The 17547-nt window shown below is 71.9% G+C and carries 16 protein-coding genes and 1 pseudogene; 6 read left to right on the forward strand and 11 right to left on the reverse strand.

Annotated elements, in window-relative coordinates:
- Positions 1–30: 30 nt before the first annotated feature.
- Complete coding sequence (locus V2W30_RS10935; RefSeq protein WP_338703558.1) at positions 31–792, reverse strand: lysophospholipid acyltransferase family protein; 762 nt, start codon at positions 790–792, stop codon at positions 31–33.
- 180 nt (positions 793–972) lie between these two features.
- Between V2W30_RS10935 and V2W30_RS10940 the strand changes: the two genes are divergently transcribed.
- The 4 genes from V2W30_RS10940 (at position 973) to V2W30_RS10955 (ending at position 4152) form a co-directional block, all read left to right on the forward strand.
- Complete coding sequence (locus tag V2W30_RS10940; RefSeq protein WP_338695730.1) at positions 973–1791, forward strand: alpha/beta hydrolase; 819 nt, start codon at positions 973–975, stop codon at positions 1789–1791.
- On the forward strand, positions 1784–2395 hold the full coding sequence (locus V2W30_RS10945) for a hypothetical protein (RefSeq protein WP_338695732.1): 612 nt from the start codon (positions 1784–1786) through the stop codon (positions 2393–2395). The genes V2W30_RS10940 and V2W30_RS10945 overlap by 8 nt, the downstream gene beginning before the upstream one ends.
- 157 nt (positions 2396–2552) lie before the next feature.
- The gene (locus V2W30_RS10950; protein ID WP_338695734.1) at positions 2553–3179 is read left to right on the forward strand and encodes an RNA polymerase sigma factor; all 627 of its coding nucleotides are present in this window, start codon (positions 2553–2555) and stop codon (positions 3177–3179) included.
- Positions 3172–4152, forward strand: a complete 981-nt coding sequence (locus tag V2W30_RS10955) for a CU044_5270 family protein (RefSeq protein WP_338695736.1) — start codon at positions 3172–3174, stop codon at positions 4150–4152. The genes V2W30_RS10950 and V2W30_RS10955 overlap by 8 nt, the downstream gene beginning before the upstream one ends.
- Before the next feature lie 14 nt (positions 4153–4166).
- Here the strand turns inward: V2W30_RS10955 and V2W30_RS10960 are convergent, their stop codons facing one another.
- The 6 genes and pseudogenes from V2W30_RS10960 to V2W30_RS10985 all read right to left on the reverse strand — a co-directional run bounded on the left by V2W30_RS10960 (position 4167) and on the right by V2W30_RS10985 (position 8930).
- Positions 4167–4928 carry an endonuclease/exonuclease/phosphatase family protein gene (locus tag V2W30_RS10960; protein ID WP_338695738.1) on the reverse strand — a complete coding sequence of 254 codons (762 nt, stop codon included), beginning with the start codon at positions 4926–4928 and terminating at the stop codon, positions 4167–4169.
- 67 nt (positions 4929–4995) lie between these two features.
- Positions 4996–5949, reverse strand: coding sequence for an ROK family glucokinase (locus V2W30_RS10965; protein WP_338695740.1), 954 nt, complete (start codon positions 5947–5949; stop codon positions 4996–4998).
- Between the two features lie 53 nt (positions 5950–6002).
- Entirely contained in the window at positions 6003–6458 is a 456-nt protein-coding gene (locus V2W30_RS10970) for a DUF5304 domain-containing protein (RefSeq protein ID WP_338695742.1), read from the reverse strand.
- 79 nt (positions 6459–6537) lie between these two features.
- Positions 6538–7634 (reverse strand): annotated as a pseudogene (locus V2W30_RS10975) (ArsA family ATPase).
- 11 nt (positions 7635–7645) lie between these two features.
- Entirely contained in the window at positions 7646–8080 is a 435-nt protein-coding gene (locus V2W30_RS10980) for an SRPBCC family protein (RefSeq protein WP_338695743.1), read from the reverse strand.
- 88 nt (positions 8081–8168) lie between these two features.
- Positions 8169–8930, reverse strand: a complete 762-nt coding sequence (locus tag V2W30_RS10985) for a metallophosphoesterase family protein (RefSeq protein ID WP_338695744.1) — start codon at positions 8928–8930, stop codon at positions 8169–8171.
- Positions 8931–9221: 291 nt separating this feature from the next.
- Between V2W30_RS10985 and V2W30_RS10990 the strand changes: the two genes are divergently transcribed.
- Positions 9222–11018, forward strand: coding sequence for an AMP-dependent synthetase/ligase (locus V2W30_RS10990; RefSeq protein ID WP_338695745.1), 1797 nt, complete (start codon positions 9222–9224; stop codon positions 11016–11018).
- Between the two features lie 200 nt (positions 11019–11218).
- Here V2W30_RS10990 and V2W30_RS10995 read toward each other — a convergent pair whose 3' ends face one another.
- Positions 11219–12370 (reverse strand): glycosyltransferase family 4 protein, encoded by a 1152-nt coding sequence (locus V2W30_RS10995; RefSeq protein ID WP_338695746.1) that lies wholly within the window; start codon positions 12368–12370, stop codon positions 11219–11221.
- Between the two features lie 91 nt (positions 12371–12461).
- Here V2W30_RS10995 and V2W30_RS11000 point away from each other — a divergent pair, with 91 nt between their 5' ends.
- A complete protein-coding gene (locus tag V2W30_RS11000; protein WP_338695747.1) occupies positions 12462–13706 on the forward strand; it encodes a glycosyltransferase family 87 protein in 1245 nt (414 codons plus the stop codon).
- A 13-nt stretch (positions 13707–13719) separates the two neighbouring features.
- Here the strand turns inward: V2W30_RS11000 and V2W30_RS11005 are convergent, their stop codons facing one another.
- The 3 genes from V2W30_RS11005 to V2W30_RS11015 all read right to left on the reverse strand — a co-directional run bounded on the left by V2W30_RS11005 (position 13720) and on the right by V2W30_RS11015 (position 17460).
- A complete protein-coding gene (locus V2W30_RS11005; protein WP_338695749.1) occupies positions 13720–14922 on the reverse strand; it encodes a hypothetical protein in 1203 nt (400 codons plus the stop codon).
- A 34-nt stretch (positions 14923–14956) separates the two neighbouring features.
- Entirely contained in the window at positions 14957–15991 is a 1035-nt protein-coding gene (locus tag V2W30_RS11010; RefSeq protein WP_338695751.1) for an NlpC/P60 family protein, read from the reverse strand.
- Between the two features lie 437 nt (positions 15992–16428).
- A complete protein-coding gene (locus V2W30_RS11015; protein ID WP_338695753.1) occupies positions 16429–17460 on the reverse strand; it encodes an NlpC/P60 family protein in 1032 nt (343 codons plus the stop codon).
- Positions 17461–17547: the final 87 nt, after the last annotated feature.

Here is a 17547-nt window from a genome sequence, read left to right on the forward strand (position 1 = left end):
GCCCCCCTGGCGTCTTGAAGGACGACGCGGCTAGGAGCCGCTGCGTTCCTTCTCGGCCGCCGTTTCCCGCGCCTTCTCCAGCGCCTTCCTGGCTTCCTTCTCGGCCTTCTCCGCGTCCGCGATCTGCCGCTTGGCGGCGGTCGCGTACATGTCGACGTACTCCTGGCCGGAGAGCTTCATGATCTCGTACATGACCTCGTCGGTCACGGCCCTGAGGACGAACCGGTCGCTCTCCATGCCCTGGTACCGGGTGAAGTCGAGCGGCTTGCCGATGCGGATGCCGGGGCGCATGAGCTTCGGCAGCACCTTGCCCGGAGGCTGGATCTTCTCCGTGTCGATCATGGCGACGGGGATGACGGGGGCGCCGGTGGCCAGCGCCACGCGGGCCAGGCCCCCCGGCTTGCCGCGGTAGAGGCGGCCGTCGGGCGAGCGGGTGCCCTCGGGGTAGATGCCGAAGAGATCGCCGCGCTCCAGGACGTCGATGCCGCTCTTGATGGCGGCCTCGCCGGCGCCGCGCGACCCGGAACGGTCCACGGGCAGCTGGCCGACACCCTTGAAGAACGCGGCCGTCAGCTTGCCCTTCACCCCGGGCGTCGTGAAGTACTCGGCCTTCGCGATGAACGTGACCTTGCGGTCGAGGACGGCCGGCAGGAAGAACGAGTCCGAGAAGGAGAGGTGGTTGCTGGCGAGGATCGCGGGCCCCTCGGCGGGAATGTTCTCCAGCCCCTCCACCCACGGCCGGAAGCCGAGCTTCAGCGGCCCTCCGATGGCCACCTTCATTGCGCCGTAGATCAACCCACTGCCTTCCCTTGTGCCCGGACCCTCGTACCCGTATCAGTCCGAGGATCAGACCTTAACCCGCGGGGCCGCTCCGGGGCCCGACGACCCTGGTCGGTGTCAGTCCGGTCGCGTACGGTGAAGTTCTCGTCCCGATACCCCCGTCGTTCACCTTTCATGAACAGGAGACCGAAGGTGCCGGTCCTTCCTGGAGCCGAGCCGTACCGCCATGAAGGCGGCGAGGTCGGAGTCCTCCTCTGTCATGGCTTCACCGGATCCCCGCAGTCGCTGCGCCCCTGGGCGGAGTACCTCGCCGGGCGCGGTCTGACCGTCTCGCTCCCGCTGCTGCCCGGGCACGGCACCCGCTGGGAGGACCTGTCGGTGACCGCCTGGCAGGACTGGTACGCGGAGGTGGACCGCGCGCTGCGCGACCTCACCGAGCGCTGCTCCCAGGTCTTCGTCTTCGGTCTGTCGATGGGCGGCGCCCTCGCGCTGCGCCTCGCCGCCCGGCACGGGGACGACGTCGCGGGCCTCGTCCTGGTGAATCCGGGGAACAAGGTGCACGGTCTGGCCGCCCAGGCCCTCCCGGTCGCGCGTCACTTCGTGCGGACGGTCGCGGGCATCGCGAGCGACATCGCCAAGGAGGGCTCGGTCGAGGTCGGCTACGACCGGGTGCCGCTGCATTCGGCGCACCAGTTGCGCACGTTCTTCCGGGTCGTGGACCGTGAACTGCCGCAGGTGACGCAGCCGTTGGTGGTCCTGCACAGCGTGAACGACCATGTGGTGCCGCCCGCCGACTCGGCCCGCGTGCTCAGCCGTGTCTCGTCCACGGACGTCACCGAGATCGTGCTGGAACAGAGCTACCACGTCGCGACGTTGGACCATGACGCGGACCGGATCTTCGAGGAGAGCTACGCCTTCGTCGAGCGGCTCGCCCCCAGTGCCGGAAAGATCTCCGGTACGGACGCGACGAGCCCCGGCGAGGGCGCGGAAGGGACGGCCAGCGGTGGCTGAGCAGGAGCGACGGGAGCCCGAGAGCCCCGAGCCCGACGAGCAGCACGGCGCGGAGAACCGTGATCCGCTGCTGCCCACCGACGAGGCCGCGGCCTGGGCGCAGATCGTCGCGGGGTACGGCGAGGAGCCGCCGGACCCGCCGGGCGCCAAGCCGTTCAAGTCGGTGGAGGACCTGGCCCTGCTCGACCCCGAGGTGAACGGGGCGCCGGACCGGGACGACCCGCCGCGGCAGGAGCAGGAGCCGAAGGCCCCGCTGGGCTCCTCGGTCTCCTTCGCGCCCGGCGTGGCGGCGACCCCCGGCCCGCGTGACTACGCGGCACCGGAGCCGTCCGAGGACGACTTCGACGGCGACGACGAGGGCCACTTCGTGCCGCCGGAGCCGCCGCCGCTCCCGGAGGCCGACGTCACGGCCAAGTTCGCCTGGCTCGCGGTGCTCGGCGGCCCGCTGCTGCTGCTCGTCTCGGTCCTGCTCGGCTGGTCCATGACGTGGTGGCTGGCGACGGTCTGCATCGGCGGCTTCCTCGGCGGGTTCGGCACGCTGGTCGCCCGGATGAAGTCGGACGACGACGAGGACGACGACCCGGGGCGCGGCGCGGTCGTCTGAGACCCGTACGCCCGGAAGGGCCCGGCCGGAGATCCTCCGGCCGGGCCCTTCCACGTATGCCGGGGGAACCCGTTCGCGGGCTGCGGCGAAGTACCGGTGAACACAGGTTGAACCGACCCGAGCCTTCGAGGCGTTCACACGGACGAAAGGAGCCCCGATGACCGTCGGCCCCCGGGAGCACCGCCAGGACCTTCCGGGCGACAGCGACGCCCGGGCGATCGGCCGGTCGCGGGACGAGCCCGAGCAGTTCGCCGCCCTCTTCGACCGGTACGCCGACGCCGTGCACCACTACGCGGCGCGCCGGCTCGGTCCCGAGGCGGCGGAGGATCTGACGGCGGAGACCTTCACCACCGCCTTCAAGCAGCGCCACCGCTACGACCTGACCCGGCCCGACGCCCGTCCCTGGCTCTTCGGGATCGCCACCAACCTCATCGGCGGGCACCGCAGGTCCGAGGCGCGCCGCTTCCGGGCGATGTCCCGGATACCGGGTCCGGTCGAGCACGAGGAGCCGGTGGCCGATCGCGCGGTGTCCCGGGCCGGGGCGCACGGCCTGCGACGGGAACTGGCGGCCGCCCTCGCCGCGCTTCCGGCGCGGCAGCGGGACGTGGTGCTGCTGGTGGCCTGGACCGACCTCAGCTACGAGGAGGCGGCCGAGGCCCTGGGGGTCCCGGTGGGCACGATCAGATCCCGCCTGAGCCGGGCTCGCAGCGCGTTGCGCGAAGCACTGGGTGGTACCGACCCGACCGCCGCGACCACTTTCCGGGAGGCACACGCCCATGACTGACCGCGAACTCGACCCCGTACTGCGTGAACTGAGCGACTGGGAGGGGGACGCTCCGCGCCTCGACCCCGGTGCCCGCCACCGGGCCCGCGCCCGGCTGCTGGCCTCGATGTCGGGCCGTCGCCCGCTGTGGCAGCGTCCGGGACTGCGCATCGCCGCGTCGGGACTGGCCACCGCGGTGATCGCCGCGACGGTGCTGGTCGCGGTGCGCGAGGACGGCGGCACGGTGACGGCCCAGCAGCAGTCGCTGAACGCCCGCACGGTGCTGGTGCAGGCCGCCGCCTACGACCGCGAGCACGCGCGGCCGGTGACGACGCCACCGCGAGACGACCAGTTCGTCTACACGAGGGAGATCGTCAAGGAGACGAACGCGGCCACGGGCGAGACCACGTCGTACGTCGACGAGAACTGGAGGTCGGTCGACGACAAGCAGCGGTCCTGGGTGATGGAGATCGGCAAGGGCCGGTGGTCGCCGCCCCTCGCCAAGAACGAGAGCCGCTGGCCGAGTCAGCGCTGGGACACCCTGAAGGAGCTGCCGACCGACCCGGATCAGTTGGTCTTCGCGCTCCTCGACCGGTTCGGTCCGGGGCAGACCGACTCGCTCGACGAGCTGTCGGGCGAGGACTGGTGGACGGTCCAGTCGAGTCTCACCAGCCTGCTCACGATGGTCGCCGTGATGCCCGAGGGTCTGCGCGCCGCGGCGTACGAGGCGCTCGGCAAGGTGCCCGGTGTGAAGGCCGTGCCGAACCAGAAGGACGCGAAGGGCCGCACCGGCGTGGCGATCATTCCCACACTGGGCCCCGACGGGCACCGGACGCGCGACAGGGAGGCGTTCATCTTCGACCCGAAGACCTACCGGTTCCTCGGGTTCTGGCACGTCCGCACCTCCGGTGACGGTGCGGCGAGGAAGACGTACAGCCGGCTCTCCTGCCTGGACGGCTGGGCGATCACGGACAAGGCGAAGCAGCGTCCGTAGTCACCCGGCCGCGGTCACGCGGCGGGCACCCTGAGGGCGGCCAGGACCGGCAGGTGGTCCGTGGCCGCCCTCAGTTCGTCCTCGTCGAGGAAGTCCGGGACGCCGCAGCCCAGCACCTCGATGCCCCGGGTGGCCAGGATCGCGTCGATCCGCTGGTGCGGGTCGGCCGGCGTCGAGGTGTACTCGCGGCCCCACGGCCGGGTCGCCCAGGCGTCGTTCAGCGCGGCCGCGAGCCGGCGGAACGTCCGCCCGTCGGGCCGCTCGTTGAGGTCACCGCCCACGACGGCGTGCTCGACACCCATCTCCGCGATCCGGTCGAGCAGCATCCCGCCCTGCGCGTACCGCTCGTCCTTCTGAAGGCTCAGATGGCAGCTGACGACGCCGAGCCGGACGCCCCCGAACCGCACGACGGCCGTCGCGAAGCCGCGCCGGTGCAGGCCCGGGGTGAGCGGCAGCAGGACGTCCTCGGTGCGCTCGACGGTGGCCCGCAGGGAGCAGAGCAGCGCCGGTCCCGCGGCCGAGCCGCCGCCCGACAGGATGACCAGGTTCGCGGCGCGCGCGAGCCGGGCGAGCTGCTTGCGCCAGCGGAAGAACCGGGGCGCCTCCTGGACGAGCACGAGGTCGGGAGCGCAGGCCTTCATCACGCGGGCGAGGGCGACGGGGTCGTCGCGCATCGAGCGGATGTTGTAGCTCAGGACGCGGATGACGGCCGAACCGTCGGCTTCCGTACGGGAGTTGGGCAGATCGGGGAGTTCGGGGTGCGAGCCGGAGTCCATGGCGATCAAGATACGCCGATGCCCGCCGCCCCCGAGGGGAACGACGGGCACCACGTGTCCGGGTTCGTCACATGACGGGGTCGGGCTCCCGCGCCAGGTCGGCGGCGCCGACCATGCCCGCCTTGTTGCCCAGCTGGGCCGCGATGACGTCGGCCACCGGCCGCCAGTTCCCGCCGACCAGCCAGCGCTTGTACGACTTGCGGATCGGGTCGAGGACCAGCTCGCCCTCGTCCGAGAGGCCGCCGCCGACGATGAACGCCGAGGGGTCGAAGAGCGAGGCCAGGTCGGCCAGACCGGCGCCGGCCCAGCGGGCCAGCTCGCGGTAGGAGTCGACGGCCACCAGGTCGCCCTGGCGGGCGGCCATGGAGATGTGCTTGCCCTCGATGCCGTCGGGGGTGCCGTCGCCCAGGGAGAGCAGGTACTCGGCGTTCTCCGGGGTGGCGTTGGCGCGCTGCTTGGCGTAGCGCACGAGGGCACGCCCGGAGGCGTACTGCTCCCAGCAGCCCTGCGAGCCGCAGCCGCACAGCAGGCCGTCCGGCACCATGCGGATGTGGCCGAACTCGGCGGCGACGCCGAAGTGACCGCGGCGCAGCTTGTTGCCGATGATGATGCCGCCGCCGAGGCCGGTGCCGAGCGTGATGCAGATGACGTTGCGGTGGCCCTTGCCGGCCCCGAACTTGTATTCGCCCCAGGCGGCCGCGTTGGCGTCGTTCTCGACGACGACCGGCAGTCCGACGCGCGCCTCGACCTTCTCCTTCAGCGGCTCCTGGCGCCAGTCGATGTTCGGCGCGAAGTACACGGTGGAGCGCTGACGGTTGACGTAGCCGGCCGCACCGATACCCACGCCCACGATCTCGTGCCCGGCCCTGGCACCTTCCACGGCCGAGGCGATCGCGTCCACGATCCCGTCAGGCGTGGAAGGCGTCGGCACCTTGAACGTGGAGAGGATGTTGCCGTCCTCGTCGACCACGCCGGCCGCGATCTTCGTGCCGCCGATATCGACGCCGATGGTGAGTCCCATGAATCCCTCAGTTCGGTCGAGCCCCGCTATGGCCCACCGTACCCGAGCGGGCTTCAGTCCAGGTCGATGCGCTCCCCGCCTGGGCCTTCGTCGCGGGGGGACTGGGGCGGGCGGGGCTCCTGGGGGCCCTGGGTCCAGCGGCGCTCCTGGCCCTCGACGGCGGAGCGGTAGGCGGCGAGCAACTCGCCGCCCGCGGCCGCCAGGTGGTCGAACACGTCGGAGTTGCGCTCGATCACCGGTTCGACGACGGACCTGGCCTGCCGCACGACCTGCCGGGCGACCTGTTCGGCGGTGCCCTGGGCGACGGCGCCGAGGAAGGGCGCCTGCACGGAGGAGAGTTTGTCGGCGACCGCGTCGACGAGCTTCTTCAGCTCCTCGGCGGCGGACCCGGGCGGCGGCCCGTAGGCGGCCCGGCGGCGGTCCTGTTCCGCCGCGAGATCCTCGGCACACGCCTTCTCCCAGGCGTCGGCGTCGACCTGGGGGGCGGGCTGCTCGGTGGCGTCGCTCATGGCGGCTGACTCCTGCGGAGAGCTGAGAAGATGCGGAAGCACGGGCACCTTCGACGTTACCCGAACGGGTGCGTGCCCTTCACGGGGTCTGCGGCCACAGATCGGGGTCGGGCGCGAACCGTACGCACAGTTCGCCGTCGACGAGCCCGGCGCCGGCGACGGTGCAGCGGCGGGGCGCGGAGGGCAGCGGGACGATCCGGCGGAACGCACCGGCGCCGACAACCAGTTCGTCGCCGCGCCGGATCAGCGTCAGCTCCTCGCGCACGGCGCCGGGCAGCGGGATCCGCCAGACCAGCACGCCGTCCTGCGCGAGCCGGTCGTCGACGGTCCAGGGGTACGGGGTCCGCGGGCGTCCGGCACCGGGACGTCGAGGTCGCCGGGGCGCGGGTCCCGGCCCAGGTGGGCGACCTCGTACGCGTCCGGCCACTCGGCGACGACCTTGCGCTGCCGGGCCGCGGCGTCGGCCAGCCACGGGTCGGTGGAGCCGTCGGGCAGCACCTTGCTGGCGACGACCGACTCGACGGGCAGCCCGTGCAGGGCGAGCCCGGCGCGGGTGACGCGCAGGGTCTCGGCGGCGGCCTGCGTCGGTTCGGCGACGAGGCGTACGGCGGTGCTGTCGGCGTCGATCACGGCCTGCGCGGCGGCGAGTTCGGTGTCCCAGCGGGCCGCGGTCTCGTACAGCCACTGCGCGGGCATCGGCACCCCGGCGAGCCGGCCGAGGACGGGGCGCAGGGCGCGGGCAGCCTGGCGCTCCGCGGGGAGCAGGCGGCGCAGGTAGCGGCGCAGCTGTTCGGGCAGGGCGAGGATCGCGACGGCGCGCGGGGCGGCGGGCAGATCGACGACGACCAGGTCGTGCGGTCCTTCGGCGCTGTCCCGCAGGGCCCGCAGCAGGGCCAGTTCGTCGCTGCCGGGCAGCGGCGTCAGCTCGTCGGCGTCGAGCCGGGCGGCGCCCATCAGGTCGAGCGCGGAGGCCGCGCGGTCCTGGAGGGCGAGCAGATCGTCCCGGAAGTCGTCGGCCGGGGCGAGCCGCCGCACGGTGACGCCGTCGGGGGCTTCGAGGGCGTCACCGGTGATGAGGAGGGTGCGCACCCCTTGCCGGGCGGCCTGGAGAGCGGTGGCTGAGGCGACGGACGTCTTACCGGAGCCACCGGGGCCGGTGACGAGAAGGGTGCGCATGAAGCCTGAGGCTACTTGGACTCGACCCGCTTCTTCAGACCGGCCAGTGCCCGGTCGATGATGACCTTCTCCGCCTTGCGCTTGATCATCCCGAGCATCGGGATCTTCACGTCCACGGTCAGCGAGTACGTGACCTCGGTGCCGGTGCCCGCGGGCTTCAGGACGTAGGAGCCGTCGAGGGAGCGCAGCATCTGGGACTTCACGAGCGTCCAGGACAGCTCGTTCTCGCCCGCCCAGGTGTACCGGAGGGTCTGGTCGTCCTTGATCGCGCCGGCGTCCATGACGAGGCGGACCTGCTCGGCGCGGCCGGCGTCGTCGGTCGCGAGGACCTCGGCCTCCTTCACCTCGCCGGTCCAGTCCGGATAACGGGCGAAGTCGGCGATCACTCCCATGACCTCCGCCGGTGCTGCCTCGATCGTGATGCTCGAGCTGGTGTGTTCCGCCATCGCCGTGGCTCCTCCAGATACCGGTCAGGGGTGCGCCGTGCCTACGTGTGTGTCGTGTGCAGGCTATCGCGCATGGGTGGCCCCGCCGTCACCACTCCAAAGCCCAGGGTCTGCCCGCGCTCGCGAAGTGGCCGACATTGACGCACTCGGTGGCTCCGATCCGCATCCGCCGGGCGAGGGGCTGGTGGACGTGGCCGAACAGCGCGTAGCGGGGCCGCGTCCTGCGGATGGCGTCGAGCAGCGCCCGGCTGCCCCGCTCGAAGCGCCGCGCCACGGTGTCGTAGACCAGCTCCGGCACCTCCGGCGGGATGTGGGTGCACAGGACATCCACCTCTCCGACGGCCTCGATCTTGGCGGCGTACTCCTCGTCGTCGATCTCGTACGGGGTCCGCATCGGGGTGCGCAGTCCGCCCCCGACGAAGCCGAAGACCCGCCCGCCGATCTCGACCCGCTCCCCGTCGAGCACGGTCGTGCCCGGTCCGGCGTACTCACGCCACAGGTGCGGCATGTCGACGTTGCCGTAGGTGGCGTACGTAGGAGTGGGGAACGCCGCGAACAGCTCCGCGTACTGCTTGCGCACCGCTTTTTCGATGGCGGGTCCGCGGTCGATGCCGGCCCAGAGCTGGGCTCCGAAGGCGCGCGCCTCCTCGAAACGGCGGGCCGTGCGCAGCGCGACGATGCGGTCCGCGTTCTCGACTCCGAACAAGTCCGGAAAAATGCCCCGCGAGTGGTCTGCATAGTCCAGGAAGAGGACCAGGTCACCGAGGCAGAGCAGAGCGTCGGCACCGTCACCGGCTCGTGCGAGGTCGGTGGAGTTTCCGTGCACATCGCTGACCACGTGAACGCGCATGCGGTCACCCTAGGACCATGGGTCCCAGGTGGGTAGAGGCCGCCGGACCTGCGGTTACTTCCGAGTCAGGAACGGCGTGGACTACTCTGCACCGAGCACCGCCGTGACGTGTGACGCAGGGAACATCTGGCCTGGACCCCCTACCGAAAGAGCAGTACTGGTGGGTAACGTCCGGGCAGTCCAGTCGTGCTCAGTTCAATTAATCCCAGCCCTGAGCACCTGCCCGATCTTGGACCGCACCGACGCAGCACACAAAGTCGTGGCGCCGGCGCCCTACGAGGAGCAGCAGTCTTGCGCGAGTTCAGCCTTCCGGCTTTGTACGAGGTCCCTGCGGACGGCAATCTGACCGATATCGTCCGCAGAAACGCCGCGCAGCATCCCGACGTCGCCGTCATCGGCCGCAAGATCGCCGGCACGTGGCAGGACGTCACGTCGACCACGTTCCTGGCCGAGGTGCTCGCCGCCGCCAAGGGCCTGATCGCCTCCGGCGTGCAGCCGGGCGACCGGGTCGGGCTCATGTCCCGCACGCGGTACGAGTGGACGCTGCTCGACTTCGCGATCTGGAGCGCCGGCGCGGTCACCGTCCCGGTCTACGAGACGAGCTCGGCCGAGCAGATCCAGTGGATCCTCGGCGACTCGGGTGCCGTCGCGATCGTCGTCGAGTCGGACGCGCACGTCGCGACCGTCGCCTCCGTGCGCGAAGCCCTGCCGCAGCTCAAGCACGTCTGGCAGATCGACGCGGGCGGTGTCGACGAGCTGAATCGCGCGGGCGCCGATGTCTCCGACGAGACGGTCGACGAGCGCAGCGCCTCGGCGAAGGCCGACGACCCGGCGACGATCGTCTACACCTCGGGCACCACGGGCCGCCCCAAGGGCTGTGTCCTGACCCACCGCAGCTTCTTCGCGGAGTGCGGCAACGTGGTGGAGCGCCTGAAACCGCTGTTCCGTACGGGCGAGTGCTCGGTGCTCCTCTTCCTCCCCGTCGCGCACGTCTTCGGCCGCCTGGTCGAGGTGGCGTCGCTGATGGCCCCGATCAAGCTGGGCCACGCCCCGGACATCAAGCACCTCACGGACGAACTGGCCGCGTTCAGGCCGACGCTGATCCTCGGTGTCCCGCGCGTCTTCGAGAAGGTCTACAACTCGGCGCGGGCCAAGGCGCAGGCCGACGGCAAGGGCAAGATCTTCGACAAGGCCGCCGACACGGCGATCGAGTACAGCCGCGCGCTCGACACCCCCAAGGGCCCCTCGCTCACCCTGAAGCTCAAGTACAAGACGTTCGACAAGCTCGTCTACAGCAAGCTGCGTGCCGTCCTCGGCGGCCGCGGCGAGTACGCGATCTCCGGTGGCGCCCCGCTCGGCGAGCGCCTCGGGCACTTCTTCCGCGGCATCGGCTTCACGGTCCTGGAGGGCTACGGCCTGACCGAGTCCTGCGCCGCGACCGCCTTCAACCCGTGGGACCGCCAGAAGATCGGCACGGTCGGCCAGCCGCTGCCGGGCTCGGTGGTCCGGATCGCCGACGACGGTGAGGTGCTGCTCCACGGCGAGCACCTGTTCTCCGGCTACTGGAACAACGAGGGCGCGACCGAGGAGGCGCTGGCCGACGGCTGGTTCCACACGGGCGACATCGGCACCCTCGACGAGGACGGCTACCTGCGCATCACGGGCCGCAAGAAGGAGATCATCGTGACGGCGGGCGGCAAGAACGTCGCCCCGGCCGTCATCGAGGACCGTATCCGCGCGCACGCCCTGGTCGCCGAGTGCATGGTCGTCGGCGACGGCCGCCCGTTCGTGGGCGCCCTCGTCACGGTCGACGAGGAGTTCCTCGGCAGGTGGGCCACGGACCACGGCAAGCCGGCGGACTCGACGGTGGCCTCCCTGCGGGACGACACGGACCTGCTGGCCGCCATCCAGTCGGCGGTGGACGACGGCAACGCGGCGGTGTCCAAGGCGGAGTCGGTCCGCAAGTTCCGCATCCTGGGGACCCAGTTCACGGAGGACTCGGGTCACCTGACGCCCTCGCTGAAGCTGAAGCGCAACGTCGTGGCGAAGGACTACGCGGACGAGATCGAGGCGCTGTACCAGGCCTGACCGCGTCTCGTCGCCGCGAGGCGCCTCTGGTGCGCGGCGGCGGGTTTCGCCGGGGTCGCTCGCGCGGTTCCCCACGCCCCTGAGACGCGCACGTCGTGCGCCCTCTCAGGGGCGCTCCATCTCGTCGAGGAAGCCGCGGGTCTTCAGGGGCGCGGGGAACCGCGCGGCCGGCCCCCACGCACCCGCAGCCGGACCGGCGTCTACAACAGCCCCCGCAACCTCTCGGCGAGCAGGTCCCAGCGCCACCGCTCCTCCACCCACGCGCGGCCCCGCTCCCCCATGCGCCGCCGCAGCTCAGGGTCCTGCAACAGCACGGTGATCCGGTCCGCCGACTCCTCCGCAGAGCCGCCCCGGACGACCCACCCGGTCTCCCCGTCGAGCACCGCGTCCGGCGCCCCGCCCGAGTCCCCCGCGACCACCGGAAGGCCGGTCGCGGAAGCCTCCAGGTAGACGATGCCGAGGCCCTCGACGTCCAGGCCGCCGCGCCGCGTACGGCACGGCATCGCGAAGACATCGCCCGCGCCGTAGTGCGCCGGAAGCTCCTCCCACGGCACCGCGCCCGTGAACCGCACCGACTCGGCGACCCCGGTCTCCGCCGCCAGCTTGCGGAGCTCCTTCTCGTACGGGCCGCCGCCGACGATCAACAGCACCGCGTCCGGCACCGACGCCAGGATCCGCGGCATGGCCAGGATCAGCGTGTCCTGCCCCTTGCGCGGGACCAGGCGCGAGACGCAGACGACGACCGGGCGCTCGGAGAGCCCGAGGCGGGCCCGCACCGCGGCGCCGCCCGAGTCCGGATGGAACGTCTTCTCGTCGACCCCCGGCGGGAGTTGGACCATCCGCCCGGCCGCCGCGGGCGTCAGCGCCGCCGCGATCCGCGAGCGCGTGTACTCGCCGAGGTAGGTGATCGTGTCCGTGGACTCGCCGATACGCCGCAACAGCTGCCGGGACGCGGGGAGTTGGGCCCACCCGGCCTCGTGCCCGTGCGTCGTCGCGACGAGGTTCGTGGCCCCCGCCCCGCGCAGCGCCGACCCCATCAGGCCGAGCGGCGCGGCCGCACCGAACCACACCGACGTACAGCCGTGCTCCCGCAACAGGCCCACGGCCCGCCGGGTCACGCGCGGGGTCGGCAGCAGCATCGTCGTACGGTCGCGTACGACGGTGAACGGCTGCTCGGCGTCGAAGGCGGCGGTCGCCTCGATGCCTTCCTGGCTCCGCTTCCACGTCGACGCGTAGACGACCAGCCGCTCGGGATCCAGCCGCAGCGCCATGTTGTGCAGAAACGCCTGGATGCCCCCCGGGCGGGGCGGGAAGTCGTTGGTCACGAGCAGGGTCTTCGGTGTCTGGTGCATCGCCGCAGACAGTACCGAACCCCCCGGAGAGAGCGCGCCACGCCGCCCGGTCCATGGCCACCACACTGGCCTGCCGGGCATGATGAGTCGAATGAAGACGCGAAATCCCGCAGCGCTCCTGATCACGTGGGTCCTGACCCGGACCCTGCTCCTGCTGTGCGTCTTCAAAGTCGTGGTGGTCCCCGGCCCGGATGTCACCAGCGACGTCTCCGTCATCTACCACGGCTGGTTCGACGTCCTGCGCACCGGAACGTTCCCGCTGGACGACGTGACGTGGCAGTACCCGCCGGCCGCCGCGGTCGCGATCCTCTCCCCCGCCGTACTGCCCTTCCTGTCGTACGCGTCCGCCTTCTTCCTCCTCGCCTTCCTCGCGGACGCCGCCGTCTTCCTGATGCTCCTGTACGTGGCCGACCGGCACGGCAAGTCGCGGCGCGGGGTGTGGGTCTGGGTCGCCGGCCTGCCGCTACTGGGACAGACCGTGTACGCGCGCTACGACGTGATGGTGACCGCCGTCGCCGTCGCGGCGCTGCTCGCGGCGGCCCGGCACCCGAGGGCCGCGGGCGTCATGGCGGCGATCGGCGCGCTGCTCAAGGTGTGGCCCGCGCTGCTGCTCCTCGGGACCCGGCGCGGCCGGGCGACGCGCGAGTCGTGGGGTGCTGCCGCGCTGACGGCCGGCGGGCTGCTGCTCGCTTTCACGATCGCGATGCCGGGCGCCCTGGCCTTCCTGACGTTCCAGAAGGACCGGGGCACGGAGGTCGAGTCGCTGGGCTCGCTCGTCTTCCACGTGGCGCGGCAGTTCGGCTGGTCGGGCACGGTGCAGCTGAACTACGGCTCGGTGGAGTTCCTCGGCCCGTACGTGGACGTGGTGAGCATGCTCGCGCAGCTGCTCACGGCGCTGGCGTTCGGCTGGCTGCTGCTGTGGCGGTTCAAGGCCCGCGCCTGGGAGTCGAGCACGCTCGCGGACGCCGCGCTGACGGCGGTCCTGCTGTTCACCACGACGAGCCGGGTCATCAGCCCGCAGTACATGCTGTGGCTGGTCGGGCTCGCCGCGGTCTGCCTGCTGTTCCCGGGCAGCCGGATGACGCTGCCGGTGTGGCTGGTGCTCGCGGCGACGTTCGTGACGTTCCTGGAGTTCCCCATCTGGTTCTCGCACGTGGTCGCCAGCGACTCGCTCGGCCTCTTCCTCCTTCTCGTGCGCAACGGGCTCCTCGTCACGGCCTCGCTCAGCGCCTGCCACCGGCTGTGGCGCGCGACGGTCACCGAGCCGCGCCGCGCCGAGCGCACCCCGCTGCCCACGCAGCCGGCCCGCGACCAGTCGGTGAGCGCCACCTCCTGAGAGCGCGGCCCGCTCAGTCCAGTTCGGCCCGGACGTACGCGCGCCAGCGCGCCACGAAGTCCCGCTCGTCGATCCCCAGGACGTTCTGGAGCGCGCCCTCCACGGCACCGGCGCGCTGCTTGTGCCCGCCGACCGACGTGTAGAACGCCTTGAGCTTGTCCTCGCCCCACTGGTCGGCGATCATCCGGCAGGCCATCCAGCCGCTCTCGTACGCCCGCGCGAGCTTCCCCGCGTCACCGCTGAACCCGAAGTCCTCGTCGGTCGGCAGTCCGACGGGCGCTGCGCCCTCCTGGACGGCCCGCTGGAGCTCGGGCGCGGCCTGCCCGACGCCGCGGCCCGTGCCCCGGTACCCGACCCAGTCCGCGTACCCCTCCGACAGCCACAGCGGCGTCGCGGCCGAGGTCACCGCGCGCGTCGCCACATGCGTGGTCTCGTGTGTGAGGACGACCTGCTTGCCGAACGAGCCGAGGACGCCGTACGCCTCCGGGTTGATGATCACCCGGTCCGCGGGCGCGCTGCCCGAGCCGCCCGTCTCACCGGTCGTGACCGCCGCGATCCCCCGGTAGTTCGACGCGGGCGCCGCCAGCAACTCCCCCATGCCCTGGAGGGACTCGGGCACGAGGACGACGATCCGGCGGGCCCAGTCCTTGCCCCAGGCGGCGTCCACGGAAGGCACCGCGTCGTCGGCGATCCCGGCGTACGCGCGCAGCACGGTCCGCTGCTGCCCGACGCCGAGGACGAGACTGCGCGCGCCCTTGACCGCGATCACCCGGCCCTGGTCCCACAGTTGCTTGCCGGACTTCTCGGCGGGCTCGTCGCTCGTCACCTGCCAGTGTCCGTCGGTGCGCCGCAGCGCCAGCGTCCGCCGGGCGACGACAGCCGCCGCGTCGTAGCCCTCGACGCGGTAGCGCAGCTCGACCGCGGCGGTGACGTGGGAGCCGGTGCCGTCGATGCGGGTGAGCTGGTACGCCCAGGAGTCGAGGGGCACGGCGGCCAGGTCGTGCAGCAGGTTCGGATCGGCGCCGCCGGTCTCCTCGTACGCGGCGTCGTCCCCGTGCAGGACCGCGTCCGCCCGAAGGTCGAGAACCCGCTGCACGGCGGCCGACCGGCTGTCGGGTGCCGCGTCCTGCCGGGCGCACCCGGCGCCCCCGACGAGCAGGGCGCCGAGTGTCACGAAGCACCCCGCCCTGCTCACCGCACGCCGTCGACCAGCCATCTTTCCGATCGTACGGCGTCTTCGAGGGAAGGCCTCAGACCCTGGTCACGGATGAGACGGGCATCATGCCCACCGGGTCGTAGCGCACCGGGGCGCCGGGATAGGGCGCGTGGATCACCTGGCCGTTGCCCGCGTAGATGCCGATGTGGTGGGCGTCCGACCCGTAGGCGACCAGGTCGCCGGGCTGCGCCGCGGACAGCGGGACCTGCTGCCCCGCGTACCGCTGGGCCTGCGAGGTGCGCGGCAGACCGACGCCGGCCTGACCGTACGACCACTGCATCAGGCCCGAACAGTCGAACCCCGACGGCCCGGTGGCACCCCACACGTACGGCTTGCCGAGCGCCGACTGGGCGGCGGCGAGGGCCGCGGCGGCGCGCGACGAGGACGCGGCGCCCGCGCCGGACAGGTCGGGCCGTCCGGTGCCGCGCGAGGCACGCTCGTACGCGTCGCGCTCGGCGCTCGGCATCGAGTTGAGCAGCCGCCGCGCCTTGGCGAGCTTCGTCTCGACGCTGCGCTTGTGCTGCTGCACGGCCTTGCGGCTCTTCTCCAGGTCGGCCAGCTTGCGCTGCGCCTCGGACCGCTTCTGCGCCAGATCCCGCTGGGCGCCCTGCAGTTCGCTGAGATCACCGGCGTGCCGGGCGCTGAGCCGGTCCAGGGTGCTGGCCCGGTCGAGGTAGCCGTCCGGGTCGGAGGAGAGCATCAGGGCGAGCGAGGGGTCCATCCCGCCGGAGCGGTACTGGGCGCCCGCGACCATGCCGAGCGCCTGGCGCATCTTGTTGATGCGCTCCTGCCCGCGGGCCACCTGGTCCTGGGTCGTGGCCAGTTCCTCGCGGAGCCTGTCGGCCCGCTCGTCGGCCTTGTTGTACGCCTCGGTGGCCTGCTCGGCCTGCTCGTAGAGGCGGTCCACCTCGGCCTTGGTGTCGGCCGGCTTGTCCTGCGGCGCGGCGCCCGCGGGAGCGGCACCGAGGGCGGCGGCCGCCGAGGCGGCGGCCACGGTCAGGACGGCGACGCGCGTGCTGCGATCAGCGCCCACGTGCCCGGACTGCGCGATACGGCGATGGGACCCCACGGCGATTGGAACTCCTTCCGTGTCGACGCGCCCCCACCCCCCGGAGGGCGGCAGGGCTGCGGAATGCGTGCCGACTCTGGACGCCCGCCCGGCACAGCTGCCGGGCCCCGGCCTGCCGCTCCGCTGCGCGAGGCGGCTTCCGGCGGGTTCCTGCTTCACGGGCCGCCGCGGGAACCGGAATTCCGGCCTCGCGGAGCCTCCACAGGCGTCACGTCCCGCCCGTCCGGCGGTAGGTCCGCGGACCGGTGCCCACGGACAGCGCGGAAGCTATCACGCAGCGCGACCGGTTCGGATTCTCCCCGGAAACCGCACGCCCCCGCATCGACGCAGGTCGATGCGGGGGCGCAAAGTCAGCGGGCCCTGCCGGAATTCGCCCGAACGGGCGCGTTTCCGACTGTCTGCGGTCCGTTGGTACGAGGATCGGACGCGAAGGTCGATCAGCCGATGACGCGGACGCCGAACTGGAACGATCCGACGGTGCTCATCGACTCGTAGCGGACGACGGCACCGGGGTGCGGGGCGTGCAGCACCTGGCCGTTGCCGGCGTACAGGCCCACGTGCGCGAGGTTGTTGAAGAAGACCAGGTCACCGGGCTTGAGTTGGCTCATGCCGATCTTGGTGCCGTCGTTCTGCTGGGTGTACGTGGTCCGGGTGATGGAGAGACCGGCCTGGTTGTACGCCCACTGCGTCAGACCCGAGCAGTCGTACGAGTTGGGACCCGTGCCGCCGGAGACGTAGGCCTTGCCTATCTGCGTGGCGGCGGCGCTCAGGGCGGCGGCACCGAACTTGGAGGCGGCCGCCTCGTTGCCGAGGTCGACGCGGCCCGCGGAGTCGCGGCTGGCGCGCGCGTCCGCGGCGGCCATCTTCTCGCGCTCGGCGGCGGTCAGGGTGTTGAGCAGCTTCTGGGCGGAGCCGAGCTTGCTCTGGACTTCCTTCTTCTTCTTGCCGAGTTCGGTGCGCGTGTCGGCGAGGTCCTTGAGCTTCTCGGAGGCCTCGGAACGCTCCTGGGCGAGCGTGCGCTGCTTCTCCTGGACCTTCTTGAGCGACTCGAGCTGCTGCGCGGAGAGCGAGTCGAGGGTGGACGCCTTGTCGAGGTAGTCGTCCGGGTCGGCGGAGAGGAAGAGCTGGACCGAGGGGTCGATGCCACCGGAGCGGTACTGCTGGCTGGCGAGCGAACCGAGGCCCGTACGGAGCTCGTTGAGGTCCTCCTGGCCGCGGGCGACCTTGTCCTGGAGCTCGCCGATCTCCTTCTCGAGCTTCTTCTGCTTCTCCTTGGCCCCGTTGTAGAGGTCGGTGGCCTTCTCCGCCTCTTCGTAGAGCTTGTCGACCTTGGCCTTGACCTCGCTCTTGTCGGGCTTCGGCGCGGCGTTGGCCGCCTGCGAAGTGAGGGCCACGGCAGCGGCGGCGGTCGCGGTGAGCACCGTCACACGGGTGCGGCTCGGCTGCTTGGGTCGACGGTGGGACGCCACGAAGGCGAGCTCCTTCTTCCTCCAGCCGCCTACCGAACGCCGGTCGGCGGTGCCCCTCCACCGTCACACACCTCTTGTGAGTGATCA

The organism is Streptomyces sp. Q6, from assembly GCF_036967205.1.
In the GTDB taxonomy this organism is placed as follows: Bacteria; Actinomycetota; Actinomycetes; order Streptomycetales; family Streptomycetaceae; genus Streptomyces; species Streptomyces citrinus.

What these genes read in the sequence shown, in the direction of transcription:
- V2W30_RS10970 (WP_338695742.1), bottom strand. Translation starts at nt 6,458, where the DNA reads ATGAGCGACGCCACCGAGCAGCCCGCCCCCCAGGTCGACGCCGACGCC.
- V2W30_RS11000 (WP_338695747.1), top strand. Translation starts at nt 12,462, where the DNA reads ATGAAGACGCGAAATCCCGCAGCGCTCCTGATCACGTGGGTCCTGACC.
- V2W30_RS10980 (WP_338695743.1), bottom strand. Translation starts at nt 8,080, where the DNA reads ATGGCGGAACACACCAGCTCGAGCATCACGATCGAGGCAGCACCGGCG.
- V2W30_RS10985 (WP_338695744.1), bottom strand. Translation starts at nt 8,930, where the DNA reads ATGCGCGTTCACGTGGTCAGCGATGTGCACGGAAACTCCACCGACCTC.
- V2W30_RS10950 (WP_338695734.1), top strand. Translation starts at nt 2,553, where the DNA reads ATGACCGTCGGCCCCCGGGAGCACCGCCAGGACCTTCCGGGCGACAGC.
- V2W30_RS10965 (WP_338695740.1), bottom strand. Translation starts at nt 5,949, where the DNA reads ATGGGACTCACCATCGGCGTCGATATCGGCGGCACGAAGATCGCGGCC.
- V2W30_RS10995 (WP_338695746.1), bottom strand. Translation starts at nt 12,370, where the DNA reads ATGCACCAGACACCGAAGACCCTGCTCGTGACCAACGACTTCCCGCCC.
- V2W30_RS10955 (WP_338695736.1), top strand. Translation starts at nt 3,172, where the DNA reads ATGACTGACCGCGAACTCGACCCCGTACTGCGTGAACTGAGCGACTGG.
- V2W30_RS10960 (WP_338695738.1), bottom strand. Translation starts at nt 4,928, where the DNA reads ATGGACTCCGGCTCGCACCCCGAACTCCCCGATCTGCCCAACTCCCGT.
- V2W30_RS11005 (WP_338695749.1), bottom strand. Translation starts at nt 14,922, where the DNA reads ATGGCTGGTCGACGGCGTGCGGTGAGCAGGGCGGGGTGCTTCGTGACA.